Consider the following 18763-nt stretch of genomic DNA (forward strand, 5'->3'; position numbering starts at 1 on the left):
CGCTCAGCAGGCGTTCCCCGACGCCCCCGCGAACGTCGGCCCGCCGGCCGCCGTCCGCCGCGCCGTCCCGGCGTCCGGACCGGCCACCGACCAGTGCTGCCCGTCGACGGTGACCTCCGCGAGCTCGAAGGTGGTCTTGTACGGCGCGAAGGTCACGTGCTCGTTGACCGCGTACAGGGCCTGCGGCGCGCAGAGGAACAGCGCCAGCGCCTGGTCGTGCACGTAGGCGTCGATCCGCTCGGCCACCTCCACCAGCCGGGCCGGGTCCAGCTGCACCTTCATCTCGTCGAACAGCGCGTCGAACTCCGGCAGCGGCGGGCCGGCGCGGAAGGCGCCGTCGAGGCCGAAGAACTCGCGGTGCACCGCCGCCGGGGGCGCCTCGGAGGAGAGGTCGAACCAGGGGTGCAGGAGCACGTCCCAGGGCAGCTCCAGCTTCTTCTCCACCAGCGCCCGTGCCCCGACCGGCAGCGCCTCGGTCGGCACCACCACGACCTCGACCATCAGGTCCAGGGCGGAGCGGATGCTCGCCGCGAGCAGGTGCGCGATCCCGGCGAACGGCTCGGGCGTGGCCAGCCGCAGCGGGCGGCGCGCCGGCCAGCCGGCGCGCGCGAAGGACTCCCGCGCCCGGACGGCGTCGAACGGGTAGGGCTCCGCCCCCGCCGGGAAGCCGCTGCACCAGGGCGGGGTCAGGGCCGGGATCACCGACGCGTAGCCGCCGAAGGCCTGGCCGACGACGGCCTCGCGGTCGACGGCCAGGTTCAGCGCCCGCCGCACCTCGACGTCGTGCAGCGGGGCGTCGCTGCCGCGGTTGAGGATCCCGACCAGCACCCGGTTGGCGTCGCAGACCACCAGCCGGGCGTGCGCGGAGTCGAGCACCCGCTGCGCGTCGGCCGGTGAGACCTCGGTGAGGATGTCGACCTCGCCCTCGGCGTCGCAGACCAGGCGCAGCGCCTCGTCCGGCGCGAGGTCGTTGCGGAACACCACGCGCTCGACGCGGGGGCCGCGGGCCGCGCGGTTCCAGTGGTCGAGGTTGGCCTCCAGCACGACCTGCGGGTCGCGCTGCTCGCTCTCGATGAGCCAGGCCGCCCGGAACGGGTCGGCGCTCATGATCGCGGCGCGGGTGGTGATCGACGACGCACCCTGGACCAGGGTGAACGGACCGGTGCCCCACGGGCCCGGCTCGTCGATCACCTACCAGTGCCCCTCGCCCGAGCCGAACTTCTTGTAGCCGAAGCCGGGGGCGTCCTTGCCGTGCCAGAACGCCGAGCTCGCGACGTGGAAGCCGCGGAGCTTGCCGACGGCGAGCCCGTCCGGGCCGGGGAGGTGGAAGCGGATCGTCGCGTCGTCGACCACCTCGGCGGTGGACGCCGGCGCGGGGAAGTTCAGCCAGGTGCCCGGCGGGTGCGGCGCCGCCCAGCGCTGCATCTCGTCGAAGTTCTGCTTGACGCTGTGCGCCGTGAGGTGCTCGCCGTCCTGGAACCGCACGCCGCGGCGCAGCCGGAGCTCGAGGGTGCGCTCGTCGAGCCACTCGGCCGACTCGGCCAGGGAGAAGACGGTCCGGCCGGCCTCGTCGATCCGGATCGGCTCCTCCATGGTGTTCCAGGTGATGAACAGCCAGTTGAGGGGTGAGGGGTCGACCACGTGGAGGGTGCCGACCGGGTCCGTGGGTGCGCTCATGTCTCGGCCTCCCGAGTGATGTGAGCCAGGTCACATCACAGGGGAACGGTAGCGCACAACCGGCTTCGCGCCGGGAGTCTGTTGGCGGAGGCGGACGGGAATCGAACCCGCCTGACCGAGCTGCTCGGTCACGTCGGCTTTAGAGGCCGCGGGGGCCACCAGACACCCTGACGCCTCCGCCGGGCAGCCTACGTGCGGACGACGCGAAAACTGTCGGTGGTCCCCGCGACCATCCCGGCATGGCCCGCACCGAGCACCGCCCCAGCGCGACGCTGCCCCCGGTCACGCTCACGCCCGAGGAGGCGGCGGCCATCGCGGTCGCCCTCGCCGCCCAGCCCGACGGCCCGTACGCCGAGGCCGGCCGGGGCGCGCTGGAGAAGGTGCTCGGCGTCCTCGAGCCCGACGCGGGCAAGCGCGCGCAGTTGCTGGCCACCAGCCTCTGGGTGAGCGCGGAGGCGGGCCGCTCGGCGGAGCTGCGGACGGTCGTCGAGCAGGCGGTCGAGCGGCGGCGGGTGGTGGTTCTCCGCTACCGCGACGGCAAGGGGCAGCTGAGCCGGCGCGAGGTCGAGCCGCACCTGCTGGCCCTCAGCCACGACCACTGGTTCCTGGTCGGCTGGTGCCGGGAGCGCCAGGCGCCGCGGTGGTTCCGGGCGGACCGCATCGACAGCGTCGAGCTCACCACCGAGACGGCGCCGCGCCGCGACCCGGCGCTCTTCGGCGCCCCCTCCGATACCCACCCCGCCGGGCGGGCGCTGGGCCGCCGTCCGGCCCCGGCCGACCCGCGCCGGGGGCTGGTGGTGCTGCCGGGCGGAAAGGCGTGAGCCGCGCCTAGATTCGCGGGCATGACCAGCGCTCCCGCCACCGTGCGGCTCACCCAGTACGCGCACGGTGGCGGCTGCGCCTGCAAGATCCCGCCCGGGGAGCTGGAGTCGGTGGTGGCCGGGCTGACCGCCACCGGCCCGGCCGACCCCGCCGCCGAGCTCGTGGTCGGTCTGGACGACGGCGACGACGCGGCGGTGGTGCGGATCGCCGGTGGCCAGGGCCTGGTCCTGACCACGGACTTCTTCACGCCGGTCGTCGACGACGCGTACACCTTCGGCCGGATCGCCGCGGCCAATGCGATGTCGGACGTCTACGCGATGGGCGGCACGCCGGTCGTCGCGGTGAACCTGCTCGGCTGGCCGCGCGACGTGCTGCCGGCCGAGCTGGCCGCCGAAGTGCTGCGCGGCGGGCTGGAGATCGCCCAGGAGGCCGGCTGCCACGTCGGCGGCGGGCACTCGATCGACGACCCCGAGCCCAAGTACGGGATGGCCGTCACCGGGGTCGTGGACGTCGACCGGATCATCCGCAACGACGCCGCGGTCGCCGGGACGCCGCTGACGCTGACCAAGCCGCTCGGGGTCGGCGTCCTGAACAGCCGGCTGAAGCAGACCGGCGAGGTGTCCGAGGAGGCGATCGCCTCGATGACCGCCCTCAACCGCGACGCCGGCCGGGCCGCCGTCGCCGCGGGCATCCTCGCGGGCACCGACGTGACCGGCTTCGGCCTGCTCGGCCACCTCTACAAGATGGCGCGGGCCAGCGGGGTCACCGTGGTGGTGGACGCCGCCGCCGTGCCCTACCTGCCGGGCGCGCGCCGGGCGCTGGCCGACGGGTTCGTCTCCGGCGGCACCCGGCGCAACCTCGACTGGGTCCGGCCGCACACCGACCTGTCGGCGGTCGACGAGGGCGAGGCGCTGCTGCTGGCCGACGCGCAGACCTCGGGCGGGCTGCTGCTCGCCGGCGAGCTCCCCGGCGCCCCGGTGATCGGCGAGTTCGTCCCCCGCCAGGACGCGCTGGTGATCATCCGTTAGCTTCCGAGCATGCTCGCTGCCTTCGTCTCGAAGCCCGCCCCGAAGGACCCGCTCTCCGTCCTCGAGGTCGGTGAGCGCCCCGAGCCCGAGGTGCCCGAGGGCTGGACGACGGTGCGGGTCAAGGCCGTGTCGCTGAACCACCACGACCTGTTCAGCCTGCGCGGCGTCGGCCTGCCCGAGGAGCGGATGCCGATGATCCTCGGCACCGACGCGGCCGGCCTGGACGAGGACGGCAACGAGGTCGTCGTCCACGGTGTGGTGGCCAGCCCCGGCTGGACCGGTGACGAGACCCTGGACCCGAAGCGCTCGCTGTTCAGCGAACTGCACCAGGGCACGATGGCCGAGCAGGTCGCCGTCCCCAGGCGGAACCTGCTGCCCAAGCCCGCCGAGCTGTCCTTCGCCGAGGCCGCCTGCCTGCCGACCGCGTGGCTGACCGCCTACCGGATGCTGTTCGTGAAGTCCGGCCTGCGGCCCGGGCAGACGGTGCTGGTGCAGGGCGCCAGCGGCGGCGTCGCGACCGCGCTGATCGTGCTCGGCCGGGCCGCCGGCTACCGGATCTGGGTGACCGGCCGCAGCGAGGAGAAGCGGCAGGCCGCGCTCGGGCTGGGCGCCGACCAGGCCTTCGAGTCCGGCGCCCGGCTGCCCGAGCGGGTGGACGGCGTCATGGAGACCGTCGGCGAGGCGACCTGGTCGCACAGCGTCAAGTCGCTCAAGCCCGGCGGCGTCCTGGTGACCTCCGGCGCGACCACCGGCTTCAACCCGGGCGCGGAGCTGAACCGGGTGTTCTTCACCCAGCTGTCGGTGATCGGCTCGACGATGGGCACCCGCGAGGAGCTCGAGGATCTCATCGAGATGTGCCGGACCACCGAGATCCGGCCGCAGATCGACGTCGAGCTGCCGCTGACCGAGGCCCGCGACGGATTCGAGCGGATGCTCGAGGGACGGACGGCCGGCAAGATCGTCTTCACCCTGTGACCGCGTCGAGCACTCCCGCCTCCTGTCGCCAGGGCGGGACCTCACCGCGCGCCGCGAGCATGGAGTCGTAGCCGGGCTGGCGGAGGATGTCGTGCAGCTGCCGCCGGCGCACGCCCCGGTTCCCGCCGTCGTAGAGCGGGAAGACCATCGCGTCCCGCATGAGGCGCTCCAGGGGAGTCATGTCCCGCGTGTAGCTGGCGACCCCGGTCACCTGCATGCAGTCGTAGATGGCGCTGACCGCCGTCTCCGAGCAGAACACCTTGGTCATGATCGGCAGCTCCTCCGCACGCCCCCGGGTGCGGTCGAAGTCGTGACAGGCCTTCCAGGTCAGGTACCGGCACGCCTCGATGCGCATCTTGACGTCGGCGAGCATGAAGCCGACGTTCTGGTGCTCGATGACCGGAACGGTGCCCAGCCGCTGCTCCGTGCGCGCGAACTCCAGCGCGTACTCGAACGCGGCCCGCATGGTTCCCACGCAGGCGGCGCCGATCAGTGCGGCGGTCCAGCTGAACGCCCCGGAGACGATCTCCTTCCCGCGCCGCCCCGGCTGCCCGATGAGGTTGTCCAGCGGCACCCGCACCTCGGTGAAGTCGACCCGCGGGGTCACCACGCCCCGGTGGCCGACCTTGTCGTAGACGTCGACCACGGTGATCCCGGGCACGTCCCCGGGGACCGCGATGACGGCCAGAGACTCGTCGGCGCCCTGTGCCGGGTCCGTCCGGCACACCACCGTGTAAAGGCGGCACCCGGTGCGGTCCCAGCCGGTGCCGTTGGTCGTGTAGTGCTTCTGGCCGGTGATGACCCACTCGTCGCCCTCGCGGCGGGCCAGGGTCTGCATGCCGCCGTCCGGGTCCGGTGAGTCGAAGTTGGCACCGCCGCCGACATCGGTGAAGGCGTAGGCGGCCAGCAGGTCGCCCTGGTCGTCGAGCGCGAACGGCCGGAGGAGCCGCTCCTTCTGCTCGTCGGTGCCGTACTGGATGATCGGCTGCAGGCCCAGCCCGGTGGCCAGCAGCGTCGTCGGCACGTTCACGTCGACCCGCGTGAGCTCTTCGGCCGCGATCGCGAAATCGAGCATCGAGAACCCGGCGCCGCCGTACTCAGTGGGGATGAACGACTTGGTGAACCCCGCCTTGGCCATCTCCCGATAGGCCTCCCGGCCGGCGAGGAACGCCTCCCACCCGTCGGCGGCGTGGTCGATGCGCTCGCCGACGGGGCGCAGGACCGCCTCGGCGAAGTCGTGCGCATTCTGCCGGAGCTCGCGCTGGCTGTCGGTCGGCGTGAAATCGATGGCCATCTGCCCATTCCTCCCGTTCCTGGGTGGACGGGCCGGTACGAGCACGACCCGCAGGCGAACGATGTCACCGCGGGGGCGATGCCGACAGGAGCACGGCGCCGGACTCGGCGGTACCCGATCCCGGCGTGGCCGGACGGGGCCGGTCGGGGAGACTGGCTCGCCATGGGTCCGGTGAGTCGAGTGGTCGCGGCGCTGCGGGCGGCGGCGATCGAGTCCGAGGTCCGTCGCTTCGAGACGCCGGTGCCCACCGCGGCCGCCGCGGCCGCGGTGCTCGGCGTCGAGATCGGCGCGATCGCCAACAGCCTGGTCTTCGACGCCGACGGCGCGCCGCTGCTGGTGCTCGCCAGCGGCGCGCACCGGGTGGACACCGCCAAGGTGGCCGCGCTGATCGGCGTCGCGCGGGTGCGGCGGGCCACGCCGCAGTTCGTCCTCGCCGCCACCGGCCAGGAGGTCGGCGGGGTCGCGCCCGTCGGCCACCCGGCACGGCTGCGCACCGTGGTGGACGTCGACCTCGCCGCGTACTCCGTGCTGTGGGCCGGTGGCGGCGACCACCACACGATGATCTCGCTGACCTACGCCGACCTGCTGCGGCTGACCGGCGGCGAGGAGGCGGCGATCGCCTGACGACAGCGCCGGGAGCCTCGCAGCGAGGAACGAGCGAGGAGCGGACCGGCGCGCGGAGTCAGGCCGAGGTCATGGCCTAGGAGACGAGGGCGGCGCTCGGGATGATCAGCCCGCGCGGCTCGAACTCCTCGACGACCGGCTCGCCGGGCGGGGCCTGACCGGCGGACATCTCGGCCATGACCGGCTGGACGAGCTCGGCGTCGTAGCGGACGTACTGCTCCTTGGATTCCCAGAGCTCGATGATCTGGAAGCCGCGGGGCGTGGCCCGGCCGAGGTGCAGCAGCAGCCCCTCCACCGGCCCGGTCGTCCGCCGTCCGATCTCGGCGTGGATCGCCTCGTACGCCTCGATCGGCGCCGGCACGTCCATGACGAATCCGTAGGTCATGACGACCTCCGCTCAGGAGTCGGCCCCGGCCCGGCGGTGCCGCCGGGCCGGGGCCGAAGGTAGTCCGCACTCCCCCCGGTCGGGACAGGGCGGAAGGACCTCGATCAGATCGTGCGCGTCCAGCGGCCGTAGTGGAGCACGCCCTCCGGGTCGTAGGTTCGGACGACGTCGGCCAGCCGCCGCAGCGTCGCCTCGTCGTAGGCCCGCCGGGCGGAGTGCTCGTCGTGCACCGGGCCGAAGTTCGGCCACACCCGGCCGTTGTCCCACGGGGCGAGCGCGGCGAACACCCGCTCGGCGTCGACCATCGCCCGGGCCGCCATGTCCGGCTCCGCCGCCAGCCCGACGGCGAGGACGCTGAAGCGCGCGTCCCGGTGGCAGAAGGCGTCCGGGTGCTGCGGCGCACGGGCGTAGGCGCCGCCCAGGGCCCGCACCTCGAGCAGGATCAGCGTCGATCCCGAGCCCTGGCCGGCCACCTCGAGCAGCCGCTCGGCGGCCTCGGCGGGGAACTCCGACAGCAGGATCGCCGGGTCGATCGCCGGCGTCGGGTCCACCGGGTCGGTGTGCACCGAGTCGACCGCGGTGTAGGGCTTGACCGAGGCGTCGTCGAGGATCACCGGCGCGACGGCGCGCATCCGGTCGAGCTGACGCGCCCCCTCCTCCGGGTCACCCGTCCACAGGAACCGCAGGCTCAGGGTCATCCGGCCGGCCAGCATCGGGGGGACCCCGGGCATCGGCGGCAGCTGGAACAGCCCGAACGACGTCGTCCCCGCCTCGGGCAGCTCGTCCGCCCAGGTCCGCCAGGCCTCGATCACCCGCGGCGCGTCCGCGGCGTCGAACCACACCGAGCCGCCGTAGAACGTCGGCACGTGCACGAGGTCGAACTCGACGGCGGTGACGATGCCGGCGCTCCCCTTCCCGCCGCGCAGGGCCCAGAACAGGTCGGGGTGCTCGGTGGGGGTCGCCCGGCGGACGACGCCGTCGCCGGTGACGACGTCGAACGCGCGCACCTTGTTCGCCGCGATGCCGTGGGTGCGGGCCATCGGGCCGACGCCGCCGCCGGTGGTGTAGCCGACGACACCGACGTCGGTGACCGAGCCGGAGAGCGGGGCCAGCCCGTACGGGGCCGCCTCCTGGACCACCCGCAGCCACTTCACGCCGGCGCCCACGCGCGCCCAGCCCTCGGGGTGCACGGTGACCTCGTCGAGGCCCTTGGTGCTGATCAGCAGCTGTCCGGCGATGCCGGGGATCGCGCCGTGGCCGGTCGCCTGCACGCCGGCGGTGAGGCCGAACGCGCCGGCGAAGCGCACCGCGGCGGCGACGTCCTCGGCGCTGCGGGCGTCCACGACCGCGGACGGGTGCAGCGGCACCGCGAGGTTCCAGGGCGTGACGTGGGCGGCGTACTCGGGGGACTCGGGGGTGTGCACCGAGCCGGTGATGACGGCGTCCAGGACGTCGAAGGGGGCGTCGATCGTGACGTCGTCGACAACGGTGTCGAGGGTGAAGCTCACGGTTTCCTCCTGATTCGGTTGACGTCCGATCGACGTCTGCCGGAACCGTGGACCTGAGCTCTTGCCACCGTCTTGCGCGGCTCTTGAACGCCGCTCTCGAGCGCCCTGCCGTCAGAGGGTGGGGTGCGGCGCGAGGAACAGCCCGCGCGGATCGACGCTGCGCCGGATGGCCGAGAGCCGGGCGTGCACCCCCGGCGGGAACGCCTTCCGGGTGTCGGTGGCGTCGTCGAGCATCGGCAGGTACCGGCGTCCGGTCGCCCACGGCTCCAGGGCGGTCAGGAAGCGGGCGGCGTCCGCGCGCTGCCCGGCGGGGTCCCCGGCGAAGCCGACGGACAGCGCGAGGAACGCGCCGTCCAGGGCGTTCAGGGCGCCGCCGTCCGGGTCCGGCCGGCCCAGCGCGCCGCCGAGCTGGCGCAGCTCGGCGACGGCGAGCGAGCTCCCCGAGCCCGGCCCGGCCGTCTCGACCACCGCGGCGATCGCCGCGTCCGGGAGCTCCCCGATCAGCGTGCTGCTCGCGTAGGCCGGGGTCGGCCCCTCCGGTTCCAGGTGCAGCCGCACGAGCGTCGAGGCGGGCACGCGCGACACGGTGTCGAACTCCGGCCGCAGGGCGCGCAGCGGGGCGAGGACCTCGGCGGCCCTCGCGTCGTCGCCCAGCACCGCCCCGTCGATGATCGCCAACCTGCGGCCGTGCAACTCGCGCGGGATGTGGTCCAGCGGCGGCACGTCGACCAACCGGAAGGACGTGGTGGCCTCCTCCGGCGCGTCCGCGCACCAGGCCACCCAGGCGGGCAGCACCCGCTCCACCGCGGTCCAGTCCCAGGCGAGGAAGCCGGCGACGACGCTCTCCAGCGGGAACAGCCGGAACTCCATCGCCGTGACCACGCCCAGCGGTGCCGCTCCGCCGCGCAGGGCCCAGAACAGGTCGGCGTCGCAGTCGTCGCTGGCCCGCACGCACGTGCCGTCGGCGAGCACGAGCTCGACCGCCGTCACGGTGTTGCACTGCAGGCCGAACCGGCGGGCGTACCAGCCGATCCCCCCGCCGAGCGTGTAGCCGGCGACCCCGACGTCCGGGGACGACGGGTGCAGCCCGACCAGCCCGGACCGGCCGGCGGCCTCGGCCAGGTCGCCCCACAGGACGCCCGCGCCGGCGCGCACGGTCCGCCTCTCGGGATCGATCGACAGCTCGGTCATCGCCGAGGTGCGCAGGAGCACCGCCTCGGTCAGCCGGCCGTGCAGCGGCGGCGCGCCGTGCCCGGTGCCCTGGACGGCGACGGCGAGATCTGCGGACGAGGCCGCCCGCAGGACGTCGGCGACCTCGTCGGGGAAGGCCGGGTAGGCGACGGCGGCGGGGAAGTCCGACATCTGCAGGTTCCACGGCGAGCGCGCCATGTCGTAGGAGGCGTCGCCGGGCAGGTGCACCGAGCCCCCGCACAGGCCGCGGAGGACCTCCGCCCGCACCGGGGCGGCGATCTGGACCTGCTGCTCGGTCACGGGACTCCTCTGCTCACCGGCCCACAGCGTCCGTCGGGACACTTGAGAGGAACTTGAGACGCCCGCCGTCGGCCGCCTCGAGCACCGCGTTCACGGTGCCCGGCGTCATGAACAGCCGCTCGGCGACCTCCCGGACGCCCAGCCCGGCCGCGGTGAGGTCGAGCACCCGCCGCTCGCTGATCGACAGCCGAGGGCCGTCCCGGTGCGGCTCGTCGGACTGACCGCGCGCCTCGAGCGCCGCGCAGACGGCGGCCAGGATCGCGTCGGCGCCCTGCGCGTGCGCGGTCTCGCTGGCGGCGCGCAGCAGCGGCACGGCCTCGGCGTCGCCCACCTCGCGCCGCCGGCCGAGCGCGAGCCGGGCGCGGGCGAGCTCGATCGCGCAGGACGTCGGGGTGAGCACGTCGACCGCCTCGCGCAGCGCGTCGACGTCGCGGGTGAGCTCGCCGAGGTGGCGCAGCGCGCTGCCCAGGTAGGAGGGCGCCCCCCACCGGCGCAGCAGCCGGACCTCCTCCTCCAGCAGCTGCTGCGCCTCCCGGGTACGGCCAAGCCCGCGCAGGGCCAGCGCCCCCGTCGTCCGCCAGGGATGCCAGACGGGGTTGCGGATCGGCACCGGGGCCGGGATGCGGACGACCGCGGCGAGCGCCTCCTCGTAGCGGCCCTCGACGACGAGCAGCCGCGCGAGGGCGTGCTGCAGCAGCCGGTCGCCCTCCCCCGCGTGCGGTCCGGCGAGGGCGGCGTCGGCGGCCCGCCGCGCCGCGGCGACGTCCCCGCGGTCGAGGTGGCAGCCGATCTCGAAGGTGCGGACGTAGGGCTCGCCGATCCCGGTGCCGCGCCACATGCGGTCCTGGTCCAGCGCGAGCCGCACGCAGCCCAGCGCCTCGGTGAGCTCGCCTCGCCGCCACCGCCAGAAGGCCTCCCACGCGTTGACCGACAGCGCGGTGAACAGCGAGCCTCGGGCGTGCGCCATGGCCCGCGCGCGGTCCCAGAAGTCGCCGAGGTCGTCGTCGGCGAGCATGAGCGCGTTGGCGGCGATCACCCAGAACAGCCCGGTGTCGACGGCGAACAGCCGGTCGCCGTCCAGCGCGAACCGGCCCAGCCGGACGGCGCGCTCCCGGTCGGCGCCCTCCAGCACGGTCTCGAAGGCGAGGGCGGCGGCCAGCATCTGCGCCCCGGTCCCGGTCCCCTCCGGCTCCGGCTGCTCCGCGGTGCGCCAGACGTCGGGGTGCAGCCCGTGCATGTAGCCGCCCATCCGCTCGATGGCGAGCAGGGCCTGCCGGGCGTCGGGCAGGTCCTCGGGCACCACCTCGGCCGCCTCCCGGGCGAACGCGGTCGCCACCCCGGGCGGGCTGGCGAAGACGTGCGTCCGGGCGATCGCGATCGCCAGCTCCGTGCGGGCCTCGGGATCCTCCTGCAGCGCGTAGGCCTGCAGCAGGTGGCCGGTGCTGGTGCCGCCGTCGACGAGCGCCTCGGCCAGGCCCAGCTCGAGCAGCACGACGGCCCGCGCGGAGGAGCCCGGCGGCTCGGCCAGCGCCCGGCGCAGGTAGGTGACCGCGCTGTCGGCGGCCCCGCGGTCGGCGGCGGTGCGGGCCGCGCGGCGCAGCACGGTGGCGGTCTCGTCGTCCCCACGGGCCGGGGCGAGCAGCAGGTGGGCGGCGACCTGCTCGTCGCTGGCGCCGGCGGCCCGCAGCACCGCGGCCGCCCGCTCGTGCCGGAGGCCGCGCTCGGCGGCGGGCAGGTCGCGGTACACGGCCTCGCGGACGAGCGGGTGGACGAACGCCAGCGGCTGCTCGTCCTTGACGACCTCAGCCCGGGCCAGCGCCGCCAGCGCGGCGGCGGTGTCGGACTCCGGCAGGCCGGCCAGCTCCGCCACGGCCGGCAGCGGGGCGCCGTCGCCGAGCACGGCGGCGGCGCGGGCGACGGCGGTCACGTCCGGCGGCATCCGGCGCAGCCGGACCAGCACCATGCTGGAGACGGCCCGCGAGCCGACGGCGACGACCGTGTCCGCGTGCGCCGCGTCGGGTTTCACCCCGTCGGCCTCCAGCGCGCGCAGCAGCTGGCGCAGCAGGAGCGGGTTGCCCGAGGTCGTGCGGGAGCAGGCGTGGGCGAACAGCGGGGACACCGGCTCGCCGAGCCGGCGGGCGACGATGCCGGTGGTCGCCTCCGGCGACAGCGGTGCCGGTCGGACGACGGTGGTCGCCGGCTCCAGCTCCAGCTCGGCGAGCAGCTCCTCGTCCTCGTGCGGCTCCCCGGTGCGGATCGTGCCGACGACGAGCACCGGGACGGCGTCCAGCCGGCGGACGAGGTAGGCCAGCCAGCGCAGCGACGCGCTGTCGCACCACTGCAGGTCGTCGACGGCGAGCAGCAGCGGCCCGGCCGCGCTCAGGTTCAGCGTGAGCCAGTACAGCCCGTGCAGGGCGGCGAACGACCCGTCGGGGGCGTCGCCCGGCGACAGGTCGAAGACGCCGCGGGCGGCCGCCGCCGCGCCGCCGAGCAGCCGCTCCCGGCTCTCGGGATCGGTGAGCTGCGGCTCGAAGAGCTGGCGGACCGCGCCGAAACCGAACGACTTCTCCAGCTGGCTGCCGCGCGCCGACAGCACCCGCACCGAGCGGCCGGCGGCCAGCCGCCGCGCCTCGGTGAGCAGCCGGGTCTTGCCGATGCCGGCCGGCCCCTCGACCAGCAGGAGCCCGGGCCGGCCGTCGTCGAGGTCGTCGAGGGCCGCGCGCACCGCCGCCAGCTCCCGGTCGCGGTCGACCAGGTCGTCGGGCGCGGCCGGGACGGCCGACCTCGGCGCGGGCACCGCGACCGGCCGCGGCGGGGCGCGGAGCGCCGGCGACTGCGCCAGGACGGCGTCCTCCAGCTCGCGCAGCGCGGGCCCCGGGTCGACGCCCAGCTCGTCGGCGAGGGTGCTCCGCGCCCGGCGCAGCGCGGCGAGCGCGTCGGCCTGCCGGTCGCACCGGTACAGCGCCAGGGCCAGCAGCCGCCACCGTTCCTCGCGCAGCGGCTCGTCGGCGACCATCGCCTCCAGGTCCGGCACGAGCAGCCCCGACTCCCCCAGCTCGAGTCGGGCGGCCAGCAGCCGCTCGCGGGCGGTGTTGCGCAGCTCGGTCAGCCGGCTGATCTCCGCCGCGGCCCACGGTTCGTCGGCGTAGTCGGCCAGCGCAGGACCGCGCCACAGCCGCAGCGCCTCCGCCAGCAGTTCGGCCGCCCGCGCCGGGTCGGCGCCGGCCGCCTGCGCGAGCAGGTCCTCGAACCGCCAGGCGTCCACGGCCGCACGCGGGAGCCGCACGGCGTAGCCGGGGCCCTCGCGGACGATCACCGCCGAGCGTGTGCGTGCCGCGCTGCCCGGCTCCAGCCGCCGGCGCAGGTGCGAGACGTAGGACTGCAGGGCGGCGGTGGTGTCGGCCGGGGGGCGCTCGCCCCACACCGACTCGACGATCCGGTCGGCCGGCACGATCTCGCCGCGCGCCAGCAGCAGGACGGCGAGGACGGCGCGCTGCCGTGGACCGCCCAGGTCGAGGGGCTCGCCGGCGCAGGTGGCCGTGAGCTCGCCCAGGAGGTTCACCCGCAGCCGGTCGCCGTCCACGCACCCTCCCCGTCGCGGGAAAGGTAGACGACGACGGCCGGTTCGAGACAGGGGTCAGCGGAGGACGTCGTAGACCAGGTGCGTGACCCGCTTGCCCTGCACGACCGTCTGCGGATCGGTGAAGAGGATCGGCTCGTCCAGACGGCCCGTGCCGAAGAACGGCCGGCCCGCGCCGAGGACGGCGGGCACCAGGTTGAGCACGACGCGGTCGATCAGCCCCTGCCGCAGCGCCTGGCCGCCGATGTCGCCGGCGGTCACCGAGATGTCGCTGCCCGAGTCGTACGCGCGGGCCTGCTCGATCGCGCTGCGGACGTCCGGGGCGAAGGTGAACGGCGCGGTGCCCAGGTGCGGCCAGTCGGTCACCGGCCGGTGGGTGACGACGAAGACGTGCTCGCCGTTGGGCGGCCGGCCCTCCCAGCCGTTCGTGATGTCGAACAGCCGCCGCCCGCACACCATGGTCGCCATGTGCGGCGCCGTGGATTGCAGGAAGTCCGCTGTCTCGCGGGTGGTGCGGAAGACCCGCTCCTCGTCGCTGAAGGCGCCCTCGACGTCGCCGTTGTAGTACCAGTCGAACAGCGGGCCCACCTGGTCGTGCTCGTCGGCGACGAAGCCGTCGAGGGACACCGCCGCGAACAGGATCGCCTTGCCCATGACTCGCTCCCTTCTGCGTCCGATGCAGGGAAGACGCCGAGCGCAAGCTCAACTCATCGGTTGAACATGCGTCGCCCGAACCGGGCAGCGCCGCTGCCGCGACCGTTCCGGTGTCGCCTCGGCCGGCCGCTACGGTCACGGCGTGCCTCGCCCCCGGACCGTCGACGACGACGCGATCCTCGCCGCGGCCGCGCACGCGGTCGGGGAGGTCGGACCGTCCCGGCTGACCCTGGCCGACGTCGGGGCGCGCGTCGGTCTCTCGCCCGCGACCCTGCTGCAGCGCTTCGGCTCCCGCCGGGGGCTGCTCCTCGCCCTGGCCGCGCACGACGTGGACGCCGTCCCCCTGCGGATCCGCAGCGCCGCCGAGGGTGGGGCGAAACTGCGACGCCTGGTCGACGTCCTCACCGACCTGGCGGCGGGCATACGCACGCCGACCGAATTCGCCAACAACCTGTCCTTCCTCCTCATGGACCTGTCGGACCCGGCCTTCCAGGCGCTGAGCCGGCGGCACGCGCAGGGTGTCCTCGCGGCCATCGTCGAGGTGCTGGAGTCGGCGCGCGCCGCCGGCGAGCTCCCCGAGGCCGCCGATCCGGAGGGACTGGGAGCGCTGGTCCACGCCGTGTACAACGGCGCGCTCGTCACCTGGGGGCTGGATCCGGACGGCCGCCCTGCGGACGCCGTGGCTCGTCGCCTGACGGCGCTGCTGCTGCTCGCCGGCCGCCGCTGACGGCCCTTCCTCGGCGTATCCGGCACGGCCTTGTTAGTAAATGCTCGTTCGTTTATTATCAGCCTCGCCCGCCTCCCGCCCTCCCGAGGAGTCCTGATGGCCGAGAGCAGACAACGCATGCGCCGCCCGGACGTGATCGCCGTCGCGGTGCTCTGCGCCGCGCAGTTCATGCTGATCGTCGACGTCGTCGTGTTGAACGTGGCGCTGCCGACCCTGCGCGCCTCGCTCGCCCTCCCCGACTCCCAGCTCGCGCTCACGACGGTGACCTACACGGTCACGTTCGGGAGCCTGCTGATCGCGGCGGGCCGCGCCGGCGACCTGCTGGGACGGCGGGGCCTGTTCCTCGCGGGCCTCGGCGTGTTCACCGTGGCCTCCCTCCTGACCGGGCTGGCTCAGGAGCCCTGGCAGCTGTTCGCCGGCCGAGCCGGGCAGGGCCTCGGCGCGGCGCTGGTGAGCCCGAACGCGCTGGCGCTCCTGCTGGCCCGCTTCGAGAGCACCGCCGCCCGCAACCAGGCGCTCGGCGTCTGGGGAGCCGTGGGCGCCGGCGGGGCGATCGTCGGTCAGGTCCTCGGCGGCGTCGTCCTCGAGACGCTCGGGTGGCGGTGGATCTTCTTTCTCCACCTCCCGGTCGGCGTCGTCGCGATCGCCCTGGCGCTCAGGGTTCTGCACGAGTCCCGGTCGCCGGCCGACCGGCTGCCGATCGGCGGAGCGGTGCTCCTGGTCGCCGGTCTCGCGCCGCTGGTCCTGTCGCTGGCGTGGTTGCCGGAGAACGGGCTGAGCGGTCGCGTCGTCGTCCTGCTCACGGCCGCGGTCGCGCTCCTGGCCGGCTTCGTGCTGCACGAACGCAGGGCCGCGGCACCCATCGTCGCCGGGCGGCTGCTGCGCACCGCGGGCGTGCTCCCCGCGAACCTGATCCTCGCGCTCTCCGCGGCGACGGTGGGCGCGAGCCTGTTCTTCACGACGCTCTACCTGCAGGTCGTGCTCGATTCCTCCGCCCTGGCGGTCGGGGTCGGCTTCGCGCCGATCACCGCGCTGATCATGGTGCTCGCACCTGTCGCCGCGAGACTCGTGACCAGCCGCGGCGTCCGGCTGCCGCTGGCCGGCGGTCTCCTGGCGGCCGCCGCCGGCATGTGGCTGCTGAGCACGATGAGCGCCACCGGCTCCTACTGGACCGACGTCCTCCCGGCTCTGCTGCTGATCGGAGCCGGCAGCGCGCTGAGCTACGCACCGACCTTCATCGCGGCGACGACGGGGGTGGAGGCGGCCGACCAGGGGGCCGCCTCGGGTCTGGTCAACACGGCTCAGGAACTCGGCCCCGCGCTCGGCCTGGCGGCCATCGCCGGCGTCGCCAGCGCCGTCACGGGCGCGGACGAGTCGATCCCCGGCCTGCTCGACGGGTACCGCGCGGGGCTCTGGACGGCGGCCGCGCTGGCCGTGGTCGCCGCGGTCGTCGCGGCCCGGCTTCCCGCCGGGCTGGGGAAGCAGTCCCCGCGCCAAGTCCCCGAGGCGCTCGACGTCGAACCGGCCTGACGCCGTATCAGCCGTCGGCCGGCGCGTTCCCCGCCGGCCGACGGTGCCTGCGGAGCAGGACGGCGGCGGCCAGCGCGGCCAGGGCCGCGGCGATCGCCGCCCCCGCGAAGACGGTGTGCAGCTGGCCGAGGATCGCCGCGTCGGTGGCCGCGTCGTAGGCGGGGCAGTCGGCCGGTGTGGCCGGGCAGAGCTCCACGGGCGAGCCGATCGCGGCGACCTCGGCGGTGAACCGGCGCAGCGCGACCGCCGTCAGCAGGGACAGGCCGACGAGCATGCCCACGGTGCGGGCGACGACAGCCAGCGCGCTGGCGCTGCCGTGCACCGCGGACCCGGTGACCGCCAGCAGCACGGCGTTGACCGGGGCGATCGCCAGCCCGAAGCCGAGCCCCGCGGCGAGCAGCACGGCGTAGGAGGCCGTGCCGTCCAGCGACCGCTCGCCCCACTGGGTCATCGCGGCGAGCGCGCCCGCGGTCAGGGCCATGCCGGCGGCGGCGACCAGGCGCGGCGGCACCCGCCGGCACAGCCAGCCGCCGGCCACGGCACCCACCGGCACCGCGACCAGCAGCCGCAGCAGCACCAGCGCGGCGCCGAACTGGTCGCCGGGGGTCGTGGTGTTGCGCGCGAACAACGGGACGTCGACCAGCGCCGCCACCAGGGCGACGCCGACCAGCAGGTTGACCAGCAGCGCCCCCCACGCTCCGGCCGGCCGCAGGGCCCGCAGGGGCAGGACCGGGTCGTGCGTGCGCCGCTCGTGCAGCACGAACCCGAGCGCGGCGAGCCCGGCGACCGGCAGGAGCACCGGACCGTACGCGACCACCTGGGTGGCGGGGTCGGCCGCGGCGAAGGCCCACACCAGCGCACCGAGGCCGACGACGACCAGCGCCGAGCCGAGCACGTCGACCTCCGCGACCAGCCGGGGCAGCCCCCGCAGCGGCAGGACGGCGCGCGCGGGCGCGGTCAGGCTGCGGACGACGGTCGCCGCGCCGGCGACGACGGCGACCAGCACCAGCGGGGTCGACGCCGGGACGGCGTCGACGAGCGGCACCCACAGCAGGCCGAGCGTCACGTCCTCCGCCAGCGCGGCCGGCGCGGCCAGCTGCAGCGCCAGCGCGAGCAGGGCGACGGCGGCGAGGACGAGCCCGACCGGCTCCGGTCGGCGGGCGCGGCCGGTGACCACTGCCCCGGCGGCCAGGCCCAGGCCGAGCAGCAGGTTGAGCCAGAAGATCGCCCGCCAGTCGGCGACGGCGAGGACGGCGGCCCCGGCGAGCGGCCCCAGCACCGCGCCGGCCTCCTGCACGGCGCCGACGACGCCCAGCGGCAGCGCGCGGCGCGCGGGCGGCCACCGGTCGGCGACCAGCGCGAGGGTGGCCGGCACCAGTCCCCCGGCGCCGATGCCCTGCAGGCCGCGGCCGGCGACGGCCGGGCCGAGCGTCTGCGCGGTCGCGGTGAGCAGCGAGCCGAGGGCGAACACCAGCAGGCAGCCGACCAGCACCGGCACCCGGCCGCGCAGGTCGGCCAGCCGGCCGAGCAGCGGCAGCGTGGCGGTGTAGCCGAGCAGGAAGCCGCCGATGATCGGCGTGGCCCGCTGCAGCTCGTCGATGCCCACCCCGACCCCGGTGAGGATGTCGGGCAGCGCCAGGACGACGACGTAGGTGTCGGCCGCGGTGACGAGGACGGCGAGGGTCCCGAGGACGACGACGGCGAGGCCGGGCGCCGGGGGCGCGGCGGGCTCAGCCGGTGGGCGGCGCGGTGATCTCGACATCGGCGCCGAAGTCGCTCAGGTCGAGGGTGTAGGTGGCGTCCTCGTCGGCGGTGAAGAACGGCCCGGTCAGCTCGGCCCGCCGCAGCTCGCCGCTGTCGGTGGCGATCGAGAAGCGGGCCTGCACGGGCTGGTCGGGGTCCTGGCTGGTGAGCAGCCGTTCCACCAGGTCGCCGGGCAGCTCGGCGGTCACCTCGCGCACGACCTCGCCGTCCACCCGCCTCTCGTCGCCGAGCTCGGCGTTCTCGGCCTCAGCCAGAAGCTGCGAGATGCCGGTGTCGGGGTCGAGCAGGGCGCCGGGGTCGCCGAAGCCGAACTGCGCCGGGTCGATCTCGCTGTAGTTCGGCAGCAGGGGCAGCTGGGCGTAGACGGTGCCGTTCACGGAGATCACGTCGATGTCGGTGGTGCTGCCCGCGGCCTGCACCTGCAGGGTGCCCTGGAACGACGACGGCCGGAGGATGTCGCCCTCCCCGCCGACCAGCAGGGTGCCGGTGTCGGGCGCGCCGTCGCTGGCGAGGACGAAGTGCGCGCTCTTGGCGTCGTCGAGGGTGGTCTTGGCGCGGTCGAGCAGGTCGGGAGCGGACTCGTCGGACCCGCCGCCGCAGGCGGTCAGGACCACCAGCGCGAGCAGCGGGGCGCCGGCGCGGCGCAGCAGCATGGCGACCTCCCCGTCGCGTCGGGCGAGACCTCCCCGGCCTACCGCGGCGGA

16 protein-coding genes and 1 tRNA gene are annotated in these 18763 nt (G+C 75.2%); 6 read left to right on the plus strand and 11 right to left on the minus strand.

What is annotated here, in order from left to right; translation table 11 throughout:
* Positions 1-3: 3 nt before the first annotated feature.
* The 3 genes from ACWIYF_RS20090 to ACWIYF_RS20100 form a co-directional block, all read right to left on the minus strand.
* Entirely contained in the window at positions 4-1191 is a 1188-nt protein-coding gene (locus ACWIYF_RS20090; RefSeq protein ID WP_448624590.1) for an ABC transporter substrate-binding protein, read from the minus strand.
* The gene (locus ACWIYF_RS20095; RefSeq protein ID WP_448624591.1) at positions 1192-1677 is read right to left on the minus strand and encodes an ABC transporter substrate-binding protein; all 486 of its coding nucleotides are present in this window, start codon (positions 1675-1677) and stop codon (positions 1192-1194) included.
* An 82-nt stretch (positions 1678-1759) separates the two neighbouring features.
* Positions 1760-1855: transfer RNA gene (locus tag ACWIYF_RS20100), tRNA-OTHER, on the minus strand.
* A 61-nt stretch (positions 1856-1916) separates the two neighbouring features.
* Here ACWIYF_RS20100 and ACWIYF_RS20105 point away from each other — a divergent pair.
* Genes ACWIYF_RS20105 through ACWIYF_RS20115 form a run of 3 tightly spaced genes read left to right on the plus strand, consistent with a single transcriptional unit; the run spans position 1917 to position 4502 of the window.
* A complete protein-coding gene (locus ACWIYF_RS20105; RefSeq protein ID WP_448624592.1) occupies positions 1917-2498 on the plus strand; it encodes a helix-turn-helix transcriptional regulator in 582 nt (193 codons plus the stop codon).
* A gap of 21 nt (positions 2499-2519) precedes the next feature.
* Positions 2520-3527 (plus strand): selenide, water dikinase SelD, encoded by a 1008-nt coding sequence (gene selD, locus ACWIYF_RS20110; protein ID WP_448624593.1) that lies wholly within the window; start codon positions 2520-2522, stop codon positions 3525-3527.
* 9 nt (positions 3528-3536) lie between these two features.
* Positions 3537-4502 carry a zinc-binding dehydrogenase gene (locus ACWIYF_RS20115; protein WP_448624594.1) on the plus strand — a complete coding sequence of 322 codons (966 nt, stop codon included), beginning with the start codon at positions 3537-3539 and terminating at the stop codon, positions 4500-4502.
* Here the strand turns inward: ACWIYF_RS20115 and ACWIYF_RS20120 are convergent.
* Positions 4492-5796: an acyl-CoA dehydrogenase family protein gene (locus tag ACWIYF_RS20120; protein ID WP_448624595.1), complete on the minus strand. Its 1305-nt coding sequence runs from the start codon at positions 5794-5796 to the stop codon at positions 4492-4494. The genes ACWIYF_RS20115 and ACWIYF_RS20120 overlap by 11 nt on opposite strands.
* A 162-nt stretch (positions 5797-5958) precedes the next feature.
* On the opposite strand from ACWIYF_RS20120, the gene ACWIYF_RS20125 reads away from it, so the two are divergent.
* Positions 5959-6420 carry a YbaK/EbsC family protein gene (locus ACWIYF_RS20125; RefSeq protein ID WP_448624596.1) on the plus strand — a complete coding sequence of 154 codons (462 nt, stop codon included), beginning with the start codon at positions 5959-5961 and terminating at the stop codon, positions 6418-6420.
* A 76-nt stretch (positions 6421-6496) separates the two neighbouring features.
* On the opposite strand, the gene ACWIYF_RS20130 is transcribed toward ACWIYF_RS20125, so the two are convergent.
* From ACWIYF_RS20130 to ACWIYF_RS20150, 5 genes are all read right to left on the minus strand, one after another.
* A complete protein-coding gene (locus ACWIYF_RS20130; RefSeq protein ID WP_448624597.1) occupies positions 6497-6805 on the minus strand; it encodes a hypothetical protein in 309 nt (102 codons plus the stop codon).
* 104 nt (positions 6806-6909) lie between these two features.
* Positions 6910-8313, minus strand: a complete 1404-nt coding sequence (locus ACWIYF_RS20135) for an FAD-binding oxidoreductase (RefSeq protein ID WP_448624598.1) — start codon at positions 8311-8313, stop codon at positions 6910-6912.
* A gap of 111 nt (positions 8314-8424) precedes the next feature.
* Entirely contained in the window at positions 8425-9804 is a 1380-nt protein-coding gene (locus tag ACWIYF_RS20140) for an FAD-binding oxidoreductase (RefSeq protein WP_448624599.1), read from the minus strand.
* A gap of 13 nt (positions 9805-9817) precedes the next feature.
* Positions 9818-13387 carry a BTAD domain-containing putative transcriptional regulator gene (locus ACWIYF_RS20145; RefSeq protein WP_448624600.1) on the minus strand — a complete coding sequence of 1190 codons (3570 nt, stop codon included), beginning with the start codon at positions 13385-13387 and terminating at the stop codon, positions 9818-9820.
* Between the two features lie 54 nt (positions 13388-13441).
* Positions 13442-14038 (minus strand): dihydrofolate reductase family protein, encoded by a 597-nt coding sequence (locus ACWIYF_RS20150; RefSeq protein WP_448624601.1) that lies wholly within the window; start codon positions 14036-14038, stop codon positions 13442-13444.
* A 142-nt stretch (positions 14039-14180) separates the two neighbouring features.
* On the opposite strand from ACWIYF_RS20150, the gene ACWIYF_RS20155 reads away from it, so the two are divergent.
* Together ACWIYF_RS20155 and ACWIYF_RS20160 are read left to right on the plus strand one after the other, a co-directional pair.
* Positions 14181-14765, plus strand: a complete 585-nt coding sequence (locus ACWIYF_RS20155; protein ID WP_448624602.1) for a TetR/AcrR family transcriptional regulator — start codon at positions 14181-14183, stop codon at positions 14763-14765.
* Positions 14766-14861: 96 nt separating this feature from the next.
* Positions 14862-16295 carry an MFS transporter gene (locus tag ACWIYF_RS20160; protein ID WP_448624603.1) on the plus strand — a complete coding sequence of 478 codons (1434 nt, stop codon included), beginning with the start codon at positions 14862-14864 and terminating at the stop codon, positions 16293-16295.
* 7 nt (positions 16296-16302) lie between these two features.
* Here ACWIYF_RS20160 and ACWIYF_RS20165 read toward each other — a convergent pair whose 3' ends face one another.
* Positions 16303-18057, minus strand: a complete 1755-nt coding sequence (locus ACWIYF_RS20165) for an MFS transporter (protein ID WP_448624604.1) — start codon at positions 18055-18057, stop codon at positions 16303-16305.
* Positions 18026-18712 (minus strand): LppX_LprAFG lipoprotein, encoded by a 687-nt coding sequence (locus tag ACWIYF_RS20170; RefSeq protein WP_448624605.1) that lies wholly within the window; start codon positions 18710-18712, stop codon positions 18026-18028. Before ACWIYF_RS20170 ends, ACWIYF_RS20165 begins: the two co-directional genes overlap by 32 nt.
* Between the last annotated feature and the right edge of the window lie 51 nt (positions 18713-18763).

The organism is Geodermatophilus sp. URMC 64, from assembly GCF_053502555.1.